Genomic DNA, 21628 nt, shown 5'->3' with positions numbered 1-21628 from the left:
CGTTGGCAGCCGTGTCAGAACAGCTTGCGGTAGACGACGAAGCCCGAGCGTTCGCCGATCCTGTCGTAGAGCTTCATGGCGGTGTGATTGGTCTCGTGCGTCAGCCAGTAGACCCGGCCCGAACCGGCCGCCTGCGCCCGCTCGTAGACGCCCTCGATGAGAGCCCGGCCGATGCCCTTGCCGCGCAAGGTCTCGTCGGTGAAAAGATCCTGCAGATAGCAGTTCGGCGCGACCGCCGTGGTGCTGCGGTGGAAGAGGTAGTGCACGAGGCCGACGAGCCGTCCTTCACTTTCGGCAACCAGCGCATGCACCGGCTCATAGGCGTCGAAGAAGCGCGACCATGTCATGGCGGTGATCTCGCTTGCCAGCGCCGTCTCGCCCGAGCGCCCGTAAAACGCGTTGTAGCCGTCCCACAGCGGCAGCCATTGCGCGAAATCCTGGCGCGTGACCGGGCGGACGGTGATGGAGTTGGGCATGGCTGACCTGTTGTCTGGCGAGACGGAGTTGTGAGCGTTCACCAGAAGGCACGTGCTCATCGCCGGCAATGGGCCAGCCGCTCGCAAAGCTTTCGACATGCCTCGCGACGCCCGCGCCTTGCTTGACGCTTCGCCGCCGTGTCTCTAGGACGGGGCCGCAAGTCAGCCCTTGCAGCCGAGGCCACCGTGACGATTGAAATCCCCGCCCATATGCATCCCAGCCGCTCCTTTCAGGGGCTGATCCTGACTCTGCACAATTACTGGGCGGACTATGGCTGCGTCATCCTCCAGCCCTACGACATGGAGGTCGGCGCCGGCACCTTCCATCCGGCCACGACGCTGCGGGCGCTTGGACCGAGGCGCTGGAACGCCGCCTACGTCCAGCCTTCGCGCCGCCCCAAGGACGGCCGCTACGGCGAGAATCCGAACCGGCTGCAGCACTACTACCAGTATCAGGTGATCCTGAAGCCCAATCCGCCCAACTTGCAGGAGCTCTATCTCGGCTCGTTGGCGGCGATCGGCGTCGACCCGCTGCTGCATGACATCCGCTTTGTCGAAGACGATTGGGAAAGCCCGACGCTGGGCGCCTGGGGCCTTGGCTGGGAATGCTGGTGCGACGGCATGGAGGTGTCGCAGTTCACCTACTTCCAGCAGGTCTGCGGCATCGAATGCGCGCCGGTTGCGGGCGAGCTCACTTATGGTCTGGAACGGCTGGCCATGTATGTGCAGGGCGTCGACAATGTCTACGACCTCAATTTCAACGGCCGCGACGGCGCCGACAAGGTCACCTACGGCGATGTCTTCCTGCAGGCCGAGCAGGAATATTCGCGTCACAATTTCGAATACGCCGACACGACGATGCTGCTGCGCCACTTCGACGATGCCGAGGCCGAATGCAAGGCACTGCTCGATGCCGGTGCGCCCGCATCGAACGACAATCTGCCTGTGCACCGCATGGTGTTTCCCGCCTACGACCAGTGCATCAAGGCCAGTCACGTCTTCAACCTGCTCGACGCGCGCGGCGTGATCTCCGTCACCGAGCGGCAGAGCTACATCCTGCGCGTGCGCAATCTGGCGAAAGCCTGTGGCGAGGCGTTCTTGAAGACGCAGGCCGGCGGATTGGCGGCCTGATCTCAGGCACCCTCCCTCATCAAATCGAGGGAAGCGTTGATCGGCGATAGAATCTGGCCGCTCGGGCCGGCTATTATGCGCAATGCTTGGCGCACGCCCGGCATCGAGAAGGCGCCATGGGCCTGAGCGGTGAAGCAGGCGCTGAGCGCCAGGATTTGCAAAAGTCTGGATACCGTTTTCATGGTCGTTCAGCCAATAGCTCTCTGCCTGAGCGTGGGTCGCTTCAGCGCTGCGTTCGGTTCATGGAAATCTTTGATCCAAGGACGGGTGGGATCATCCCGTCCCGACAGGACGCCCAAAATTTCTGGAAAGGGTGACAGCGGCCAGCCGAGTTGCTATGGCCTCTTTACCTCCCCCTGGATGGGGGAGGTCGCCGCGAAGCGGCGGGTGGGGGTGACAGCGCGACTTCTCATGCCGAAACTCGATCGGTTCAAACTGCGGTCGGTGCAACGGCTTCGTGCGGCGATGACCGACGAAGAACGCATCTTGTGGCGGCACCTATGGCGCATCCCGGTGGAAAGGCACTCATTTCGCAAGCAGGCGTCGGTCGGTATTTACTTCCCTGATTTCATCTCGCACCGCCTGAAGCTGATCGTCGAGGTGGACGGCGCTCACCACAGTTTCGATCGTCAGCAACGACACGACGAAATTCGGACAAAATGGTTCGAAAGTCAGGGCTATCGTGTCATCCGTTTCTGGAACCACGAAATCAAAAACGAACTGGATTCCGTGCTCGATACGATCTATGCGGCGGTGGAAGAACGAAAATCAGACCTTCGCCCGTCAGACGCCGAAGGCGCTTGAGATTGAGACGCCGCCACCCCACCCCGGCGCTGACGCGCCGACCCTCCCCATCGAGGGGAGGGTGAGGAGCTATCCATGCCTGACCTGCTTCTAGAACTTCGCTCCGAGGAAATCCCGGCCCAGCCGCGCGCCCGCAGCGCCGGAGGCGCGAGGACGCGCGAACAGGAAAATGGCATGCGGGCGGAGACACTCTGATGCCGGATCTTTTGCTCGAACTTCGCTCCGAGGAAATCCCGGCCCGCATGCAGCGCAAGGCGGCGGGCGATCTGAGGAAGATGCTGACCGACGGCCTGGTCGAGGCAGGGCTGACCTACGAGGCGGCGCGCGAGTACTGGACACCGCGGCGACTGGCGCTCGACATCAGGGGCCTGACCGCGCGCTCGAAGGATATCCGCGAGGAGATCAAGGGGCCGTCGACGACGGCGCCGGAACAGGCGGTCCAGGGCTTCCTGCGCAAGGCCGGGCTTTCCTCGGTCGCCGAGGCACACGTCCATTCCGACCCGAAGAAAGGCGATTTCTACGTCGCCCATGTCTCGAAGCCGGGCAGGGCGGCGGAAGAGATCATCGCCGGGCTGGTGCCTGACATCATCCGCAATTTCCCGTGGCCGAAATCGATGCGTTGGGGGCCGGCCTCGGCCAAGCCCGGCTCGCTGCGCTGGGTACGGCCGCTGCAATCGATCCTGTGCACCTTCGGTCCGGAAACCGAGGAGCCGGTCGTGGTCGATTTCGAGATCGACGGCATCCGTTCGGGCAATGTCACTTACGGCCACCGCTTTCACGCGCCCGGCGAAATCACCGTGCGCCGCTTCGACGATTATGTAAGCAAGCTGGAAGCGGCCAAGGTCGTGCTCGACGCCGACCGGCGCAAGGAGATCATCCTTGCCGATGCCCGCAACCTCGCTTTCGCCAACGGGCTGGATCTGGTCGAGGACGAGGGGCTTTTGGAAGAGGTGTCCGGGCTGGTGGAATGGCCTGTCGTGCTGATGGGCGCGTTCGAAGACGCTTTCCTGGCCATTCCGGCCGAGGTGATCCGCCTGACCATCCGCGCCAACCAGAAGTGCTTTGTGACATCGCGCCCAATCTCCCCCCTCGAGGGGGAGATGTCGGCGAAGCCGACAGAGGGGGTCGGCACGACGGGACGCGACTCCCTTTCGCACACAGAGGACGCCGGCGCTCCACATGAGACGACCCCCTCTGCCCTGCCGGGCATCTCCCCCTCAAGGGGGGAGATCAGCGAACTTTCCAACCGCTTCATCCTCACCGCCAACATCGAGGCGAGCGACGGCGGCAAGGAGATCGCCCAGGGCAACGGCAAGGTGGTGCGCGCGCGCCTCTCCGACGCGCTCTATTTCTGGACGACCGACCAGGGCGATCTGCCCGATCTCGCCGAGCTCGAGGCGTCGGCGAGAAAGTTCGGGCTTGACCTGAAGAAGCCTCTCGACCAGCGCATCGCGCGCCTCGACCACCTCAATGTGACCTTCCATGCCAAGCTTGGCACGCAGGGCGCGCGCGTGGAGCGGATCAGGCGATTGGCGGAGGAACTGGCGCCGCTCGTCGGCGCCGATCCCGCGCTCGCCGCTCGCGCCGCGGTTCTCGCCAAGGCCGATCTGACCACCGAAGTGGTCGGCGAGTTTCCCGAATTGCAGGGCGCCATGGGCCGCAAATACGCGTTGCTCCAGGGCGAGCATCCGTCCGTGGCGGCAGCCATCGAAGAGCACTACAAACCGCAGGGGCCGTCCGATTACGTGCCGAGCGATCCGGTGTCGATCGCCGTCGCGCTCGCCGACAAGCTGGATACGCTTGTCGGCTTCTGGGCCATCGATGAAAAACCGACCGGCTCGAAGGATCCTTACGCGCTGCGCCGCGCTGCGCTCGGCGTGGTGAGGATTTTGGTCGAGAACCGCATTCGACTGGGGCTGACGACGATCTTCGGCAGCGCCTCCATGAATTACACGGTTGGCAGTACGGATCAGGTCCGAGACCTCCTCGCCTTCTTCCACGACCGCCTGAAAGTCTACCTGCGCGATCAGGGCGCTCGCCACGACCTGATCGACGCTGTCATCACGCCGCAGTCGGATGACCTGCTGCAGATCGTACGCCGCGTCGAGGCGCTCGGCACTTTCCTCGACACCGAGAACGGCAAGAACCTGCTTGCCGGCACCAAGCGCGCGGCCAATATTTTGGCTGCCGAGGAGAAGAAGAAAACGGCGATCGCCGAAACCGTCGAGCCCGCGCTGTTCCGCGAGGATGCCGAGAAATCGCTGTTCGCGGCGGTGAATCAGGCCGAGAAGCAAGCCGGCGAAGCGATTCAAAACGAAGACTTTTCCGCCGCCATGCTGGCGCTTAGCGTTTTGCGCGAACCGGTTGATTCATTCTTTGAACGCGTTCTCGTGAATGATGAGGATCAGGCCGTGCGCGCCAATCGATTGGCGCTGCTCGCCCGCATCCGCGCGGCCACCGACCAGGTTGCGGATTTCTCCAAGATCGCGGGCTAGAGACTTCAGGCGGCGACACTCGTCCACGGCGCAAAAGCGGCCTGTCCGGCAATGGTGCCGGACGCCGGACCGACGTCAAGACAGCCGCTACTTGAGCTTGCCGACTCCAGGGACGGGCTGCTGCGCTGCCGCCGCCGGCGCGGCTGCCGGTGATGTCGCCGGGGTCTTCTGCCCATTCGCCGCCGGTGCCGTCGAAGCGGTGGCGGTTGCAGGGGCAGTGGCCGGCACCTTGGCCTGCGTGGGCGTCGAGAAGGCGCTGCCGACGATACCGCCGCGAATGATCATCGGGTTTTGCAGGAAGCCGTGCCGCGCCTCAGGCGCGTTCGGGATCGCCGCCACCTTTTCATAGGTGACGTCAGGTTCACCGAGCGCGGTGACCGACCGCATATCGCCTGCCTTGGCAGCATCGGCTGCCTCCAGCGTGACAATGGACGGCGTTGCGGACGGCGCGCCGGGAAAGACCAGGGAGGAAGCCTGGGCCCCGCCGGCCATCGCCGCCAGAGTGATAGCAAGCGTTCCCCAAATACGCACAGACACGATGAAAGCTCCCCATTACCCGGAAGCCGCACGATAGCGGGTCGGAATTGATGCCGGCTTTCACGGAACCGTAGCATTTTAGGGATTGGTGAATCGCCAAGGGACGGGCTTGCCCCTTGGACGCCATCGTACTACGCAGCCGGCATTCGTGAGGTGACGAGAGTGGCTGAAATTCTTGCCGTCGGCGAGGCGATGGAACGGGCATTGGCGCTGCTTGAAAGCGGCGAGGTGGTCGCCATTCCGACCGAGACCGTCTATGGGCTCGCCGGCGACGCCACCAACGGCGTTGGCGTGGCGCGTATCTTCGAGGCCAAGGGTCGGCCGCGCTTCAACCCTCTGATCGCCCATGTCGCAGACATGGCGATGGCCGAGCGCATTGCTTTGTTCGATCCGCTGTCGAGGAAATTGGCGCTTGCGTTCTGGCCGGGTCCTTTGACGCTGGTGCTGCCGCAGCGGCCCGGCAACGGCATTCATCCGCTGGTCAGCGCCGGGCTCGACACGATCGCCTTGCGCATGCCGAGGGGCTTTGGCGGCGACCTGATTGCAAGGCTTGGCCGGCCGCTTGCGGCTCCCAGCGCCAATTCCTCCGGCAGGATCAGCGCGACGACGGCGCAGGCCGTGGCGGCTGATCTCGGCGCACGCATAAAGCTGGTCGTCGATGGCGGCGCGACGCCGGTCGGGCTGGAATCGACCATCGTCAAAGCCGAAGAGGGAAAATTGCGTCTGCTGAGGCCCGGCGGCATTGCCGCCCAGGAAATCGAGGCGGTCGTCGGCATGGACCTGTTGCGCGGCGCCGACGCCGGTGTCGAGGCGCCGGGCATGCTTGCCTCGCACTATGCGCCTGACGCCGCGGTGCGGCTCAACGCCGGGACCGTCGGCGAAGGCGAGGCGCTGCTGGCCTTCGGCAAACGTCGCGCCGAAGGCTGGCAAAAGGCGGCCGCCTGCCTCAATCTGTCCGAGGCCGGTGACCTGCGCGAAGCGGCGAGCAATCTTTTCGCCTACATGCAGCAACTCGATCGCAGCGGCGCGCGGACCATCGCCGTGGAACCCGTTCCCTTCGACGGGCTCGGCGAAGCGATCAACGATCGGCTTTCACGGGCCGCCGCGCCGCGTGACAATAGCTTGCCGCCAACCTAGTTTCGCGCACATGACCGACATCGCCGAGATTCCCGACACCGCTCTCATCGACCGCTTCGCGGCGATCGTAGGCGAAAAATACGCGTTGCGCGACCAGCGCGATATAGCACCCTACATCACCGAACGGCGCGGGCTATGGCATGGCGCGACATCGCTCGTGCTGCGGCCAGGCAGCGTCGAGGAGGTCAGCCGGATCCTGCGGCTGGCGACCGAGACGGCAACGCCAATCGTGCCGCAAAGCGGCAATACCGGGTTGGTCGGCGCCCAGGTGCCGGACAGGTCCGGCCGCGAGATCGTGCTGTCCCTGTCGCGGCTGAACCGCATCCGCGAGATCGATGTCTTGTCCAACACCGTGACGGCGGAGGCCGGCGTCATCTTGCAGACGTTGCAGGAAGCGGCCGATGCCGCAGACCGGCTGTTTCCGCTGTCGCTGGCCGCGCAGGGCTCCTGCCAGATCGGCGGCAACCTTTCCTCCAATGCCGGCGGCACCGGCGTGCTGGCCTATGGCAATGCACGCGAGCTCTGCCTCGGCGTCGAGGTGGTGTTGCCGACCGGCGAAGTGTTCGACGATCTGCGCAAGCTGAAGAAGGACAATACCGGCTACGACCTCAAGAACCTGTTCGTCGGCGCCGAAGGCACGCTCGGCATCATCACCGCCGCCGTGCTGAAACTGTTCCCGAAGCCGAAAGGTCGCGAGGTCGCGTTCGTCGGCCTGCCGTCGGCCGAGGCGGCGCTGTCGCTGTTCAGCCTGGCGACGGACCGCGCCGGCGCCGCGCTCACCGCCTTCGAACTGATCGGCAAGCGGCCCTACGATTTCACGCTGGCGCATGCCCAGGGCGTGGTGCGGCCGCTGGCGCAGGATTGGCCGTGGTATGTGCTGATGCAGATCTCGTCCGGCCGTTCACCGGAGGATGCCAGGGCCTTGATCGAGGACGTGCTCGGGGCCGGGCTGGAACAGGAAATCGTCGGCGATGCGGTGATCGCGGCCAGCCTTGCGCAAGGCGATGCCTTCTGGAATTTTCGCGAGGTGCTGCCCGACGCGCAGAAGCCCGAGGGCGCCTCGATCAAGCATGACATTTCGGTCCCGGTGGCATCGATCCCACGTTTCATCGAAGAGGCCGCCGGCGCGGTGGCTTCGGTCAGCCCCGGAGCGCGCGTGGTCTGCTTCGGCCATATGGGCGACGGCAATCTCCACTATAACATCTCGCGGCCAGTCGACGGCGACGACCAGGCGTTCCTCGATCTCTACCACCCCATGAACAAGGCCGTGCACGACGTCGTGCGCTCCTTCCACGGCTCGATCTCGGCCGAGCACGGCATCGGCCAGTTGAAGCGGGACGAACTGATCGCCACCGCCCCGCCGATGGCGATAGACCTGATGCGCAGGGTCAAGCAGGCCTTCGACCCGGCCGGCATCATGAATCCTGGTAAGGTTATCTGATCCTTTCGGATTCAAGCGCTCGGTCGCATTCCGATAACCATCCCCGTGATCAGCAAAATTTAACCGACTTTCTTAAGCGCGGCGGTAAGGAGGCCGCGCTACTGTTTCCCCATAACGAGGCCGGGAAAACTGGCCCGGAGAGAACCGGACACCGGCTCTCAGGAGAAACAGGAAGGCATTCAATGAACACTGGACTGAAGCCAGTCTGGGCGGGACGCAACATGCGCCTCGACCCATTCCGCCTGCCGCAGGTGGTAAGCTACGCCACGCGCGACGACTATGGCGACGTGACCTTCACCATCGACCACCGTGGCGCCGTGATCCGCCGCCTGCTCGAGATGAGCGGCGTACCGGCAATCATCGCTCTGCCCGCCAATGCGTTCCGCGGCGTTGCCGCCCGCGCGATGGAGGACCCGGAAGGTAACGTCACGGTGACTTTGGAACTCCTGCACAATGATCCGATGCTGTCGGTGCCGCTGCTGGTGGCCGACGATCTCGACGACGTCGCCGCCGACTGGCGCGCCTGGGCCGACGCCTATCGCCTGCCGATGCTGTTGATCGAATCGGACGGCATCGCCCGCACGCTGGAGGAATCGCTCGGCGCGGCCATCAAGACGCTGCCGCCGCAGGACCGCCGCAAGGGCCGCGTTTCGACCATGCGCCGCCCGCGCTTCCTCGCCCGCCGCAGGGCGGGTGACCTCGGTCTCAGGCTGGTGATCGGCGGCGAGGAGATCATCGCGCGCGAATAGGCTGAAATTCTGTCTGGAAGGCTGGCGCCGGCTAGCGCCACCTTCTCTCCGTAAACGGGGAGAAGGAAAAGAAAACTACACCAGTGGCTTCAGCGCCACCCACAGCGCGCCGCCGATGAGGCCGAGGAAGATCAGCCAGCCGACCTGGTTGTTCGACCTGAACAGCCGCAGGCATTGATCCGGATTGTCGACATCCAGCACCAGGATCTGCCGCGCCATGTGGGCGCCGGCGGCGATAAGTCCGGCCAGAGCCACGACAGGGGCCTGCGCTGACGCGAAGGCGATGGCGAAGCAGACAAGCGCGCCGCCGTAAAGCCCGGCCAGCCACGACTTGGTATTGTCGCCGAACAGGCGCGCGGTCGAGCGTACGCCGACGATGGCGTCGTCTTCCTTGTCCTGGTGCGCATAGATCGTGTCGTAGCCGATCACCCACAGGATCGAGCCGAGATAGAGCATGACGGCCGGCCCGTCGAGGTCGCCGAACTCAACCGCCCATCCCATCAGCGCGCCCCAGGAAAAGGCAAGGCCGAGAACCAGTTGCGGCCAGTTGGTGATCCGCTTCATGAATGGATAGATGGCGACGATGGCCAGCGAGCAGACGCCGAGCAGGACGGCGAAGCTGTTGAACTGCAAGAGCACGGCAAGTCCGACCAGTGCCTGCAGGATGACAAACAGCCACGCCCCACGCCGCGTGACCTTGCCCGACGGAAGCGGCCGCGAGCGCGTGCGCTCGACCTGATTGTCGATGTCTTCGTCAGCCAAGTCGTTGTAGGTGCAGCCGGCGCCGCGCATGGCGATGGCGCCGGCCAGGAACAGCACGAGATACAAGGGCGCCGGCAGCAGTGAAAGCAGCGGATCGCCCGGGCGCGGGTAGGCGCTGGCCGCGAGAGCCGCGGACCACCAGCACGGCCACAAAAGCAACTGCCAGCCGATCGGCCGGTCCCATCGGGCAAGCTGTGCGTAGGGCCATATCGGCCGCGGCAGCACGCGGTAGACCCAATGGCCGTTCGGCGCGTCGGCGACGCGGCCCTGGGCTGCTTTCGACTGAACCGTTTCCATGACGATGGAGTGGCAGCAGCCGCGCAAACCGTCAAGCGGCGAGCAGGGCAGTGGCATTCGTCAGCGCTTCAGGAGGCGAAGATGTCGCGGGCGGAGAACCAGCTCTTTGCCACGTCGACGAAGGCCAGCACGGCATTGGGCAGGCGCTGGTGCGTGTCATGGGTGAGGATGATGCGCTGCATGGGCAGCGGATCGGAAAGCGGCTTGCAGACGAGAGGCAAGCCGTCATAGCTGCGGTCGCCATGCGGCCTCGTGTAACTGACGGCGACGCCGAAGCCGTTGGCCACCATGCTGCGCTGGAGTTCGAACGAGCTTGTCTGCCTGTCGGCGACCGGCGACAGGCCACGGCTGCGGAACAGGTCCAGCATGTGCTGCCAGCTATGCGGCTGGTCCGTCGTGATCAGCGGATAGGCGGCCAGATCGGCCAGGCTGACATCGGGACGATCCGCCAGCGCGTGTCCAGCCGGCAAAAGCGCGTGCGGCCTGAGCTCATGCAGCAGGATGCGGGCGAAATGCGAAGGCAGCCCAAGATCATAGGTGAGCCCGAGGTCGACGGCGGCATCGCCGAGGCGCCGCCCGAGCGTCTCGAAGGTCTCGTCGCGCACGATCACTGCAACCTCAGGATGGCGTTCCGAGAAGGCGCGGATCAGGGCCGGCGCGAAATAAGGCGCCAGATCTTCGAAGCATCCGAGCACCAGTTCGCCCCCGAGCGCCGACTTGCGCGAGCCGAGACCGATGAGCTCGTCCGTCTCGGCAAGGACCTGTTTCGCCTTGGCCACCACGGCGCGGCCGAAGGATGTCAGCGAAACGCCGCTTCCGCGCTGGCGCACGAAGAGTTTCTGGCCGAAATCCTGTTCGACCGCGTCGATCGCCACCGAAATGGACGGCTGTGAGACGTTCAGCGCCCTGGCCGCGCCGGTAACGCTGCCGTGGCGAGCGACGGCAACCAGATAGCGCAGCTGCGTTAGGGTCAGACTCATAGAGTGGCACTATGTGACAGATGAGAAGTTATTATTTTACTGAATGAAAGAGGCTTGCGATAGTGGCATCGATCCCTGAAAGGAGAATGCCATGGCTTCCCAGACCGCACCTCGCGCGATCGACACAGGCTTGATCGATGCGCGGACAATAGCGGATTACCAGCGCGACGGCGCTGTCTGCATCCGCGGCGCTTTCAAGGACTGGGTCGAAACGATCGCCGCCGGCATCGAGCGGAACATGCAAAACCGCAGCGCCACCGCATCGGATATCGCCAATGGCCGCGGCAGCTTCTTCGACGACTACTGCAACTGGGAACGCATTCCAGAATTCGTCGAGCTGGTGCGCGAATCGCCGGCGGCCGAACTGGCGGCCGCGGTGATGCGGTCGCGCACGGCGCAGTTCTTCCACGATCATGTCCTGGTCAAGGAACCGGGCACGCAGAAGCCGACGCCCTGGCATCAGGACATCCCCTATTATTTTGTCGACGGCCGGCAGACAGTGAGCTTCTGGATCCCTATCGACCCTGTAAAGGAGGCAACGCTGCGGCTGATTGCCGGCTCGCACAAATGGGACAAGATGATCCTGCCGGTGCGCTGGCTCGACGACAGCAATTTCTATGGCGACGAGGGTGACTACCTGCCGGTGCCGGATCCAGACACGGACTCCTCGCTGGAGGTGCTTGAATGGGAAATGGAGCCGGGCGATGCTATCCTGTTCGATTTCAGGACAGCGCATGGCGCACGCGGCAACCTCACTGCGGCGCGGCGGCGGGCGCTTTCGCTGCGCTGGGTCGGCGACGACGCCCACTATGTCGAACGGCCGGGGCGCACCTCGCCGCCCTATCATGGCCATGGCATGCAGCCGGGGCAGAAGCTGCGCGAGGACTGGTTCCCGATCGTTTTCCAGAGCTGAAGCGCTTTCCAGAAAATCGGCGACGGTCTCCGCCGCCGATTTTCGGGCAGGGGTAACGTTCCCGTGCGCAATTCCGATCAAAGCGCCCGGATGCCTTGACCCGTCGTCCAGAGAGCAATAGCGGGTTCTCTGGAAGATTACAGGCATCAAGAGGTGGCCATGAACGTTCTTCTTCTCGGCTCCGGCGGCCGCGAACATGCGCTCGCCTGGAAGATCGCCGCGTCGCCGTTGCTCACCAAGCTCTATGCCGCGCCCGGCAATCCTGGCATCGGCCGCGAGGCAGAGCTGGTCAAGCTCGACATCGCCGATCATTCCGCTATCGCCGCCTTCTGCAAGGACAGAGAAATCGGCCTCGTCGTGGTCGGGCCGGAAGGGCCGCTGGTGGCCGGCATATCAGACGATCTGCGTGGCTGGGGCATCCGCGTCTTTGGCCCGTCGCGAGCGGCGGCGCGGCTCGAAGGATCGAAGGGCTTCACCAAGGATCTTTGCGCCAGATACGATATCCCCACCGCCGCCTATGGCCGTTTCGCGGACCTGGCATCGGCCAAGGCCTATGTCGAGAAGATGGGCACCCCGATCGTCATCAAGGCCGACGGCCTTGCCGCGGGCAAGGGCGTCACTGTCGCAATGACGATGGATGAGGCGCTGGCCGCGCTCGACGCCTGTTTCGACGGTTCTTTCGGCACCGCCGGTGCGGAAGTCGTGGTCGAGGAGTTTCTGACCGGCGAGGAGGCCAGCTTCTTCTGCCTGTGCGACGGCACTACAGCACTGCCCTTCGGCACCGCGCAGGATCACAAGCGCGTCGGCGATGGCGATGTCGGCCCCAACACAGGCGGCATGGGCGCCTATTCGCCGGCCCCGGTGATGACGCCCCAGATGGTGGAGCGCACCATGCGCGAGATCGTCGAACCGACCATGCGCGGCATGGCTGCAACAGGTGCACCGTTCGCCGGCATTCTCTTCGCCGGGCTGATGATTACGGACAAAGGGCCGAAGCTGATCGAATACAACACCCGCTTCGGCGACCCCGAATGCCAGGTGCTGATGATGCGGCTGAAGGACGACCTGCTGGTGCTGCTCAATGCCGCCGTCGATGGCCAACTCGCGCACATGTCGGCGCGCTGGAGCGACGAGGCGGCACTGACCGTCGTCATGGCCGCGAGAGGCTATCCCGGCACGCCCGAAAAAGGCTCGGTCATTCGCGGGCTCGATGAGGCTGCCAGCGAAGGCGCCCAGATTTTCCATGCCGGCACCGCCATCAATGGCGGTGCGCTGGTCGCCAATGGCGGTCGCGTCTTGAACGTCACCGCGGTCGGCGCGACTGTCGGCGAGGCGCAGGAGAAGGCCTATGCCGCGCTCGACCGTATCGACTGGCCGCAGGGCTTCTGCCGCCGCGACATTGGCTGGCAGGCCGTGGCGCGCGAAGCGGCAGGAGCAAGCTGACCGCAAGCATCCGGTCGCACAAATTCAGCGTTTGCCGCGGTCGGGTTCGGTAGAAGCGGTGCTCACCGGGTCCGCCGCCGCAGCGAAGGCGGCGTCGAGTTGCGCTGGGGTACGCTGCCCGGTGCGCTTCCAGGAGACATATTGGACGATGCCGAAGATCGGCCGCCGCGGCACCGTCTTCACGACAGGCATGCGGAACCCGTCGCGGAATTTCGACCAGCGCGAACCAAGCACCGCGACCATTTCCCCGAAACTCGGCGGCGTCGCCACATCGGCGTAGATGAGGGTGGTCTTGCCGGCCAAAGCGGCTTCGCGCGAGAGCGGCACCGGTACGCTGGCGAGATAATCCGCAGGCACGTCGATCAGCCCGCCGAACGGCCATTGCTGGCGCAGCGTGGCGGCATCTGTCGGCGCGATGTTGACGTCGATGTCGTCCGGCGTCCCGGCTACCCTGTAGGGGCAACGGAAGCGGCCGCAATTGGCCTGCGCCGAAAACTGCCAGAGCGCATAGCCTTGCCAGTTGCCGATGGGAAAATGCACGTCGATGTCAGGCTTGTAGCGCGCGTACCAGAGCGGCAGCCGCGACAGCAGCCGGTATTTGTAGCTGTTGTCGGCGATATACTGGGCAGTCTTGCCATTGGTGTAGAGTACCGGGAAGCGGCCGATGCGCCGATGCACCTGGCGCACGAACGCCTCGGCGTCGTCGAGCGACATCCATTGCGCGGGATCGATGCCTTCGATGTCGAGGGCCATGAGGTCGTCCGGCGCGGGATCGGCGAAATCAAGGAAATTATTGGCCTGCTCGACTGGATTGCCGGGGCGGGCGAGGTGATAGGCGCCCCATTTCAGGCCGAGCGCCTTGGCGACCACCTTGCGCGTCTGGAACAGTTCGCGCGTCACCGCATGGCGTTTCCACAGTGCCTTGCAGAGTTTGACCTCGGTATCGTCTCCGGAGCAGGAATAGGGCGGCGACATGCCGTCGGAGGCTTTGTTGATGAAGCCGACGACGCGCTTGTCCGTGGCAAGCTGTGCCCAGTCGATGGAATTGTATTCGTAGGCATCGACGACAAGCGCCCGGTCGGCACTTTTCCACGGCTCGGAGAAATCCGAGGCCCTTGCCGCCGGTGTCAGCGCCATCATCGCCGCGAGAGCGATCGCTGGGCGGCGAAGAAGATGCGCCGTTCTCTTCAAACAGGAATCCCCGTTGATCAAAGGCAAATCCTGGACCGCTATGGTTAAGGATTTACTTCGGGCCCGGACCGAAGTGGCCTTCAGGGAACAGCCGCCAAGTGCGAGATTATCGAAGATTCCACGACAGGCCGTTTGTAACGGTTGACGGTGCGCGCAACGTTCCATTTGCTTTCGGTGGATTCACAATCGTTTCCGCCAAGGCGATCCGATCCCCGATGGAAAGACGGACGGCGGCAGCCTCGTCAATGGAGGGCAGCGCTGTTTTGGTAAGGGCAAATAGCGGTCTGTTCGCTTGGCATCATGTCATCGATGGTTCAGCGCTCACCGCCGGATGAACGGCCGGAATTCAAACGGATCCGGCGCGGGCTGTTGCGGCAGCGTGCCTTCGGCCGCGCGTTTGCGATGATGGGCGAGCGAGCATTTCGGCGAGCACAATATACCGCGATCCGACCAATAGGCGGCGCCGTTTTCCAATTCACCGTGATAGTATGAGAACCCCGCCGCCCGGTAGGGCAGGCCGCACTCGATACAACGGTAGGCGTCAGGTCTGGCAAGCATGAGTTGGTTTCCAGTCGGCTGGTTCTGGTCTGTTGCCGGTCGATTTTGACCCGGCGTCCATCGCATTTAATACGAGCCGGCGCGATTACAAAATCAGCGTGACAAAATTTGACGTTTACGTAAAAAGAAGATGGGCGATCGCCCAAAGGCGAATACGGTGTGTGGCAAGCAGGTCCCACTCAGGTCCTAGGATCAGCCTGGCCGATGCATCAGGAGGAGCGAGCGGCATGTATCTGGCACCGGTCGAGGACATCGCGTTCACCCTCAAGCATGTGGCCGGCCTGAAGCCTGCCCTCGATGACGGCACGTTCGGCGATCTCGGCGAGGATCTCGTCGACGCCGTTCTTAGCGAGGCCGGCCGCTTCGCCACCGAAGAGGTCGCGCCGCTCTACAAGATCGGCGACGAGCATGGCGCGGTGCTGAAGGACGCGGCAGTGACCATGCCGCCGGGCTGGAAGGAACTTTATCGCCGCTGGATCGACGGCGGCTGGAACGCGCTCTCCGGCCCGGAAGGATATGGCGGGCAGGCGCTTCCGACCATGCTCGGGGTCGCCGCGCTCGAAATGTGGAATTCCGCCGCCATGGCCTTCGGCATTGGCCCGACGCTGACCATGGGTGCGGTCGAGGCGCTCGACAAGCACGCTTCGGAAGAGCTCAAGGCCAAGTATCTCGCAAAGCTCGTCTCCGGCGAGTGGATGGGCACGATGAACCTGACTGAGCCGCAGGCCGGCTCGGACCTCGCTGCCTTGCGCACGCGCGCCGAACCGGCCCGCGACGGCACCTACCGCATCTTCGGCCAGAAGATATTCATCACCTATGGCGAGCATGATCTCACCGACAATATCGTCCATCTGGTACTGGCGCGGCTGCCTGACGCGCCTGCGGGCACGCGCGGCATCTCGCTCTTCCTGGTGCCGAAATTCCTGGTCGGCGCGGACGGCTTGCCTGGCGCACGCAACGACGTCTTCTGTTCGGGCCTCGAGCACAAGCTCGGCATCCATGCCTCGCCGACCTGCACCATGATCTATGGCGACGGTTTTCAGGGCGCCAAGCCCGGCGCCATCGGATGGCTGATCGGCGAGGAGAACAAGGGGCTGGCCTGCATGTTCACCATGATGAACAATGCCCGCCTCGCCGTCGGGATGCAGGGCGTGGCGGTCGCGGAAGCCGCGACCCAGAAGGCGATCGCCTATGCCAATGAGCGCCGCCAGGGCAAGGCGGCGGATTACGCCGGCGCCGGCATGGCGCCGATCGTCCATCACCCCGACGTGCAGCGCAATCTCCTGACCATGAAGGCGCTGACGCAGATCGCGCGGGCGATCAGCTATTCCTGTGCCCATGCCATCGACCTGGCGCGCGTATCGTCTGGTGACCAGGCGGCGCATTGGCGCGACCGGGCCAACCTGTTGACGCCGCTTGCCAAGGCTTTTTCGACCGATATCGGCGTCGAGGTCGCCTCGCTTGGCGTCCAGGTCCATGGCGGCATGGGTTTCATCGAGGAGACGGGGGCTGCGGCACTCTATCGCGACGCCCGCATCGCGCCGATCTACGAGGGCACCAACGGCATCCAGGCGATCGATCTGGTGACCCGAAAACTGCCGCTCGGCGGCGGCGAGCATGTGCACGGCTTCATCGCCGAGCTTGCCGCTGTCGCCAGCGCCGTGCGGACATCGAATCTCGAAGGGTTTGGCCATACGGCCGATGCTCTCGACCGCGGGCTCGACGATCTGACGCAAGCGACACGTTTCCTGCAAAAACTGTCGGCCGATGGCCGGACTGGCGAGGCGCTTGCCGGCGCGACACCCTATCTCCGGCTGGTCTCGCTTGCAGCCGGCGGCGCCTACTTGGCGCGGGGCGCCGTTGCCGATCACGGCCGCGTCGCCCTTTGCCGCTTTTTCGCCGAAAACCTGCTCGGCGAGACAAGTGCCTTGAAGGAGCGCGTTGTCGACGGCGCCGCAAGCCTCGCCGCTGCCGGCAAGACATTGATCTCCGCCTGACGTTCACAAGGAAAGAACCGTGACAGACCATATCCTCGTCGAGCGCCAGGGCGCCATCCAGATCATCCGCATAAACCGCCCGGACAAGAAGAACGCGCTGACGCGCGCCATGTACGCCAAGATGTCGCAAACCTTGGCCGAAGGGGATGCGGATCCGGCAATTCGCGTCCATGTCTTTCTCGGCGTGCCCGGTGCCTTCTCCTCCGGCAACGACCTCGCCGATTTCATGGTCGTCGCCACTGGCGGCGAAGGCGGCACGGAAGTCTGGGATTTCCTGATGGCGCTGGCCAGGGTCGCAAAACCCATCGTCTCCGGTGTCGACGGCATCGCGGTCGGCATCGGCACCACGCTCAATTTGCACTGCGACCTGACCTTCGCCACGCCGCGCACCGTGTTCAGGACACCCTTCGTCGACCTCGGCCTTGTGCCCGAAGCGGGATCGAGCCTGCTGGCGCCGCGCATCCTGGGCCAGCAGGGCGCGTTCGCGCTGCTCGGCCTTGGCGAAGGCTTCTCGGCCGAACGCGCCAAGGCCGCTGGTCTGATCTACGAAGTTGTCGAGGAAGGAGCGCTGGAGGCGTCGGTTCTGGCGGCCGCCGGCCAGATCGCCGCCAAGCCGCCGCAGGCGCTCAGGATCGCGCGCGACCTGATGCGCGGCTCTCGCGAGGACCTCGTCGCCCGCATCAACGTGGAAAGCGAGCATTTTCGCGAGCGGCTGAAATCGGACGAAGCCCGCGCTGCACTGACGGCATTCATGACCAGAAAAAAATAGTTCGGCCCCCGCCTCCCTTAGATGGGGAGGTCGGCCCGCAGGGTCGGGTGGGGTGGAGCGCCGACCTATCCCGCGTGCCTCGGTCGCCACTGGCCAGCCCGGGCTAGGCGCAGTGAGGATGTCGGCGCTAGTTTACAAACTCAGGGATAAAGCCGCGTCTTCTCCCAACCGCCCCCGGCATTGCGCGAAAACACCACGCGGTCATGCAGCCGAAACGGCCTGTCGTGCCAGAACTCGATCGTCTTCGGCACGATGCGGAAACCCGACCAGTGTTTTGGGCGCGGAATCTCGCCGATGGCGTAGCGGGCCGTGTATTCGGCCACCGCCTTTTCCAGCGCGAACCGGCTTTCCAGCGGCCGCGACTGTTTCGAGGCCCAGGCGCCGATGCGGCTGCCGCGCGGCCGTGTCGCGTAATAGGCGTCGGCCTCGGCATCGCTGACGATCTCCACCGGCCCGCGCACGCGCACCTGGCGGCGCAGCGATTTCCAGTGGAAGCACATCGCCGCCTTCATGCTGCCTAGGATCTCCCGGCCCTTGGCGCTTTCGAAATTCGTGTAGAACACAAAGCCGCTCTCATCGAAGCCCTTGAGCAGCACCATCCGCACATCCGGCATGCCCTCGGCATCGACGGTTGCCAACGCCACGCCGTTGGGGTCGTTCATTTCGCTTTTGGTGGCGTCGTCCAGCCATGCGGCAAAAAGGCGAAACGGCTCGGCGGCCTCGGTAAAGTCACCGCTTGTTAACTCAGTCTCACTCATAGTTTTTCTCAAATTTTCATCAAACAGGGGAGGTTGCCGATTGTCGCGTATCGCGCAAGCTTTTGACAGCAGGCAAGGCAGCCTATTTGCTTCAGCCAGCGCCAAAGCCGCGATCGTGATGATTGCCTTGCCGCTTGCCGCATGTGGCGCGGGCGGCTTCAGCCTGCAAAAAGCCGAGGTCGATCGCTCGATCCTGACCGGCAGCATTTCGGCTCCAGCCGCGTCGGCCGATTCGGACCGCGATTCCGACCAGACGACGATCGGCAACGCGGTGTCCTCCGCCGACATCGAGCAGCTCGGCGGTCAAGCCGTGCCGTGGGCCAATGCCGGTACGGGTTCGCGCGGCTCCATCACCGAACTGGCGGAATTGAAGGACGGGGGTCAGACCTGCCGCCGCTTCAAGGCTTCGCGCGAAAGCTTTGACGGCGTTGCCATGTTCGCGGGCGAACTTTGCCTGGCCAGCGCCGGCGGCTGGCGCATGCAGGACTTCAGGGCGCTTTGAGCTTCCACCTTTGAATAACGTCCAGCACTGGAATTTCTTCCTATGCGAGCGCATATAAGAGGCGACTATGGACTCACTCTTTCTCCAGGGCAGGAAGCATGCGCGACCCCTATGAGGTGCTGGGCGTTGCAAAGAACGCATCGGCCAAGGACATAAAATCGGCGTACCGCAAACTCGCCAAGAAGCATCATCCGGACCAGAATCCGAATGATCCCAAGGCGAAGGACCGTTTTGCCGCGGCCAATCAGGCCTATGAGATCGTCGGGGACGAGAAGACCCGCGCCGCTTTCGATCGGGGCGAGATCGACGCCGACGGCAAGCCGCGTTTCCAGGGCTTCGAGGGCGCCCCCGGTGGCGGTGACCCCTTCGCCGGTTTTCGCCGCCAGCAGCAGGGAGCCGGCGGTTCGCGATTCGAGTTCCGCTCCGGACGCCCGGGCGGCGATCCGTTCGACGGCAACAGCGATATCTTCAGCCAGATTTTTGGCGACGTCTTCTCCGGGTCGCGCGGCCCCGGCCAAAGCGGGGCAGGAATGGGTGACCGCCGCCAGCCGGCAACCGCCGCCGACCTGAATGTCACGCTCGACATCACCATCGAGGAAGCGGCGAACGCTGAAAAGGTCACGGCGATGTTCCCTGACGGCCGCAAGGTGGCGGTCAAGCTGCCGGCCTATGTCGAGGACGGGCAGACCATCCGGCTGAAGGGGCAGGGCGAGCAAGGGCCGGGCCAGCCCGGCGACGCGTTGGTCAAGATCCGCTTCCGCCGGCATCCGCGCTACCGCCTGGAGGGCCGCGACCTGCATGCCGATTTGCCGGTGGGGCTGGCCGATGCCGTGCTTGGCGCCAAGGTGGCCGTAGAAACGCCGACCGGCAAGCTCGCGGTCAACGTTCCCGCCTGGTCGAGCTCGGACAAGGTCCTGCGCCTGAAGGGCAGGGGCCTGCCGGAAAAGGCCGGCGGCCACGGTGATCTCTACGCCCATGTGCGCATCATGCTGCCAGAAGGCGGCGACAGCGCGCTCGAAGGGCTGTTGCGCAGCCAAAAAGGCTGATTGGCGGCTCTTGTCCCCGAACTGTCCCGTTTGAGCGCTTGAAGGGGCTCTGTGCCTGTGCGATAGGGCTCTCCACAAATAAGAAATCTTGCGGAGAGCACGCATATGGCGGGTGGACAGGGCCTGATGGCCGGCAAACGCGGCCTGATCCTCGGCGTCGCCAACAACAGGTCGATCGCCTACGGCATCGCCAAGGCATGCGTCGACCACGGCGCCGAGATCGCGCTGACCTATCAGGGTGAAGCGTTCAAGAAGCGGGTCGAGCCACTGGCTGCGGAACTCGGCGCCTTTGTCGCCGGCCATTGCGATGTGACCGATCCGGCGAGCCTCGACGACGTTTTCGCAAATGTCGCCAATCATTGGGGCAAGCTCGACTTCCTCGTCCATGCCATCGCTTTTTCCGACAAGGACGAACTGACCGGCCGCTATGTCGAGACGACGCGCGATAATTTCCTGCGCACGATGGATATTTCGGTCTATTCCTTCACCACCATCGCCAAGCGCGCCGAGGCGCTGATGACCGATGGCGGTTCGCTTTTGACGCTGACCTATTACGGCGCCGAAAAGGTGATGCCGCATTACAACGTCATGGGCGTCGCCAAGGCCGCACTCGAGGCCAGCGTGCGTTACCTCGCCGTCGATCTCGGCGCCAAGAAGATCCGCGTCAACGCGATCTCGGCGGGCCCGATCAAGACGCTGGCCGCTTCCGGCATTGGTGACTTCCGCTACATCCTGAAGTGGAACGAGTACAATTCGCCGCTGAAGCAGACGGTCACCCAGGAAGAGGTCGGCGATTCCGGCGTCTATTTCCTGTCCGACCTGTCGCGCGGCGTCACCGGCGAAGTGCATCATGTCGATTCCGGCTATCACGTCGTCGGCATGAAGGCGGTCGACGCACCTGACATTTCGACAGTCAAGGATTAACTCCTCCGCCTATCCTCCGCCCAGGCCCTGGCCCGACCTCCGGAAGACCTGATGTACCCGCTGGTTTATATCGTGCGCCACGGCCAGACCGCGTGGAATGCCGAATTCCGGCTTCAGGGGCAGGCCGATACCGACATCAACGCGCTCGGCCGCGAGCAGGCGAGCGCAAACGGGCATCGGCTGGCTGACCTGATCTCCAATCCCGCAGAGTTCGATTTCGTCGCCAGCCCGATGCGGCGCACGCGCGAGACCATGGAGCGCATTCGCGCCGCCATGAAGCTCGACCCGGCTGCCTACGGGACCGACCCCCGCCTTGTTGAAGTGAATTTCGGCGATTGGCAGGGTTTCACCTTTGCCGAGTTGGAGACGCAATTTCCGGGTGCGAGCAGGACGCGTGCGCTGGACAAATGGAACTTTCAGCCGCCGGGCAAAGATGCCGAGAGCTACCAGATGCTGCTCGAACGGGTAAAGCCGTGGTTCGACGCGCTCGAGCGCCAGACAGTCTGCGTGACGCATGGCGGCGTCATGCGCACCTTGTTTCGCTTCGTGCTTGACATGGCCGAGAACGATGCGGCGAAGCTGGCGATACCGCAGGACCGCGTGCTCAAGCTGGAAGGCGACAGCCTGGGGTGGCTTTAGGGACCCGGCACGATCCAGGAAGGCTCATGCAGGCTGCCGGTTGCGGGGTGCATAAAACGGCTGTAACGGCTCAACAAAC

The 21628-nt window shown here is 64.2% G+C and carries 21 protein-coding genes; 14 read left to right on the top strand and 7 right to left on the bottom strand.

The features are described 5' to 3' along the window. Positions 1–14: 14 nt before the first annotated feature. The gene (locus FJ443_RS05870) at positions 15–476 is read right to left on the bottom strand and encodes a GNAT family N-acetyltransferase (protein ID WP_140498002.1); all 462 of its coding nucleotides are present in this window, start codon (positions 474–476) and stop codon (positions 15–17) included. Between the two features lie 210 nt (positions 477–686). On the opposite strand from FJ443_RS05870, the gene FJ443_RS05865 reads away from it, so the two are divergent. From FJ443_RS05865 to glyS, 3 genes are all read left to right on the top strand, one after another. After that, positions 687–1607 (top strand): glycine--tRNA ligase subunit alpha, encoded by a 921-nt coding sequence (locus FJ443_RS05865; RefSeq protein WP_181175076.1) that lies wholly within the window; start codon positions 687–689, stop codon positions 1605–1607. Positions 1608–1736: 129 nt separating this feature from the next. Continuing rightward, positions 1737–2411 carry a DUF559 domain-containing protein gene (locus FJ443_RS31565; protein ID WP_224617678.1) on the top strand — a complete coding sequence of 225 codons (675 nt, stop codon included), beginning with the start codon at positions 1737–1739 and terminating at the stop codon, positions 2409–2411. Between the two features lie 194 nt (positions 2412–2605). Beyond that, positions 2606–4906 carry a glycine--tRNA ligase subunit beta gene (glyS, locus tag FJ443_RS05850; protein WP_140558229.1) on the top strand — a complete coding sequence of 767 codons (2301 nt, stop codon included), beginning with the start codon at positions 2606–2608 and terminating at the stop codon, positions 4904–4906. A gap of 87 nt (positions 4907–4993) precedes the next feature. Here the strand turns inward: glyS and FJ443_RS05845 are convergent, their stop codons facing one another. Beyond that, positions 4994–5443, bottom strand: coding sequence for a hypothetical protein (locus FJ443_RS05845; protein WP_140629210.1), 450 nt, complete (start codon positions 5441–5443; stop codon positions 4994–4996). Between the two features lie 162 nt (positions 5444–5605). Here FJ443_RS05845 and FJ443_RS05840 point away from each other — a divergent pair, with 162 nt between their 5' ends. From FJ443_RS05840 to FJ443_RS05830, 3 genes are all read left to right on the top strand, one after another. Then, a complete protein-coding gene (locus tag FJ443_RS05840) occupies positions 5606–6580 on the top strand; it encodes an L-threonylcarbamoyladenylate synthase (protein ID WP_181175072.1) in 975 nt (324 codons plus the stop codon). A 10-nt stretch (positions 6581–6590) separates the two neighbouring features. After that, positions 6591–8021 carry an FAD-binding oxidoreductase gene (locus FJ443_RS05835; protein WP_140663064.1) on the top strand — a complete coding sequence of 477 codons (1431 nt, stop codon included), beginning with the start codon at positions 6591–6593 and terminating at the stop codon, positions 8019–8021. Positions 8022–8203: 182 nt separating this feature from the next. After that, entirely contained in the window at positions 8204–8770 is a 567-nt protein-coding gene (locus FJ443_RS05830; RefSeq protein ID WP_140498020.1) for a DUF6101 family protein, read from the top strand. Positions 8771–8845: 75 nt separating this feature from the next. Here FJ443_RS05830 and ubiA read toward each other — a convergent pair whose 3' ends face one another. Next, a complete protein-coding gene (ubiA, locus tag FJ443_RS05825) occupies positions 8846–9829 on the bottom strand; it encodes a 4-hydroxybenzoate octaprenyltransferase (protein WP_181175075.1) in 984 nt (327 codons plus the stop codon). A gap of 68 nt (positions 9830–9897) precedes the next feature. Continuing rightward, positions 9898–10809, bottom strand: a complete 912-nt coding sequence (locus FJ443_RS05820) for a LysR family transcriptional regulator (RefSeq protein ID WP_140558220.1) — start codon at positions 10807–10809, stop codon at positions 9898–9900. 91 nt (positions 10810–10900) lie between these two features. Between FJ443_RS05820 and FJ443_RS05815 the strand changes: the two genes are divergently transcribed. Both FJ443_RS05815 and purD read left to right on the top strand, forming a co-directional pair. After that, positions 10901–11722: a phytanoyl-CoA dioxygenase family protein gene (locus tag FJ443_RS05815; RefSeq protein WP_140558219.1), complete on the top strand. Its 822-nt coding sequence runs from the start codon at positions 10901–10903 to the stop codon at positions 11720–11722. A gap of 159 nt (positions 11723–11881) precedes the next feature. Next, entirely contained in the window at positions 11882–13165 is a 1284-nt protein-coding gene (gene purD, locus FJ443_RS05810) for a phosphoribosylamine--glycine ligase (protein WP_140559370.1), read from the top strand. 24 nt (positions 13166–13189) lie between these two features. On the opposite strand, the gene FJ443_RS05805 is transcribed toward purD, so the two are convergent. After that, entirely contained in the window at positions 13190–14305 is a 1116-nt protein-coding gene (locus tag FJ443_RS05805) for a glycoside hydrolase family 25 protein (protein WP_140663386.1), read from the bottom strand. A gap of 372 nt (positions 14306–14677) precedes the next feature. Then, on the bottom strand, positions 14678–14914 hold the full coding sequence (locus FJ443_RS05800; RefSeq protein ID WP_140663062.1) for a hypothetical protein: 237 nt from the start codon (positions 14912–14914) through the stop codon (positions 14678–14680). Positions 14915–15141: 227 nt separating this feature from the next. Here FJ443_RS05800 and FJ443_RS05795 point away from each other — a divergent pair, with 227 nt between their 5' ends. After that, positions 15142–16911, top strand: coding sequence for an acyl-CoA dehydrogenase (locus FJ443_RS05795; RefSeq protein ID WP_140663060.1), 1770 nt, complete (start codon positions 15142–15144; stop codon positions 16909–16911). A 19-nt stretch (positions 16912–16930) separates the two neighbouring features. After that, on the top strand, positions 16931–17680 hold the full coding sequence (locus FJ443_RS05790) for a crotonase/enoyl-CoA hydratase family protein (protein ID WP_140520816.1): 750 nt from the start codon (positions 16931–16933) through the stop codon (positions 17678–17680). A 140-nt stretch (positions 17681–17820) separates the two neighbouring features. On the opposite strand, the gene pdxH is transcribed toward FJ443_RS05790, so the two are convergent. After that, positions 17821–18438, bottom strand: a complete 618-nt coding sequence (pdxH, locus tag FJ443_RS05785; RefSeq protein ID WP_140498039.1) for a pyridoxamine 5'-phosphate oxidase — start codon at positions 18436–18438, stop codon at positions 17821–17823. A gap of 40 nt (positions 18439–18478) precedes the next feature. On the opposite strand from pdxH, the gene FJ443_RS05780 reads away from it, so the two are divergent. From FJ443_RS05780 to FJ443_RS05765, 4 genes are all read left to right on the top strand, one after another. After that, entirely contained in the window at positions 18479–18940 is a 462-nt protein-coding gene (locus FJ443_RS05780; RefSeq protein WP_140498041.1) for an RT0821/Lpp0805 family surface protein, read from the top strand. Positions 18941–19038: 98 nt separating this feature from the next. Then, positions 19039–19986, top strand: a complete 948-nt coding sequence (locus tag FJ443_RS05775) for a DnaJ C-terminal domain-containing protein (protein WP_140580765.1) — start codon at positions 19039–19041, stop codon at positions 19984–19986. Between the two features lie 105 nt (positions 19987–20091). Beyond that, on the top strand, positions 20092–20910 hold the full coding sequence (gene fabI, locus FJ443_RS05770; RefSeq protein ID WP_140514802.1) for an enoyl-ACP reductase FabI: 819 nt from the start codon (positions 20092–20094) through the stop codon (positions 20908–20910). A gap of 51 nt (positions 20911–20961) precedes the next feature. After that, positions 20962–21549, top strand: coding sequence for a histidine phosphatase family protein (locus tag FJ443_RS05765; RefSeq protein ID WP_140559375.1), 588 nt, complete (start codon positions 20962–20964; stop codon positions 21547–21549). Positions 21550–21628 lie beyond the last annotated feature (79 nt).

The organism is Mesorhizobium sp. B2-6-1 (genome assembly GCF_006440475.1).
Lineage (GTDB): Bacteria > Pseudomonadota > Alphaproteobacteria > Rhizobiales > Rhizobiaceae > Mesorhizobium.
This window is presented reverse-complemented; position numbering and strand designations above follow the sequence as displayed.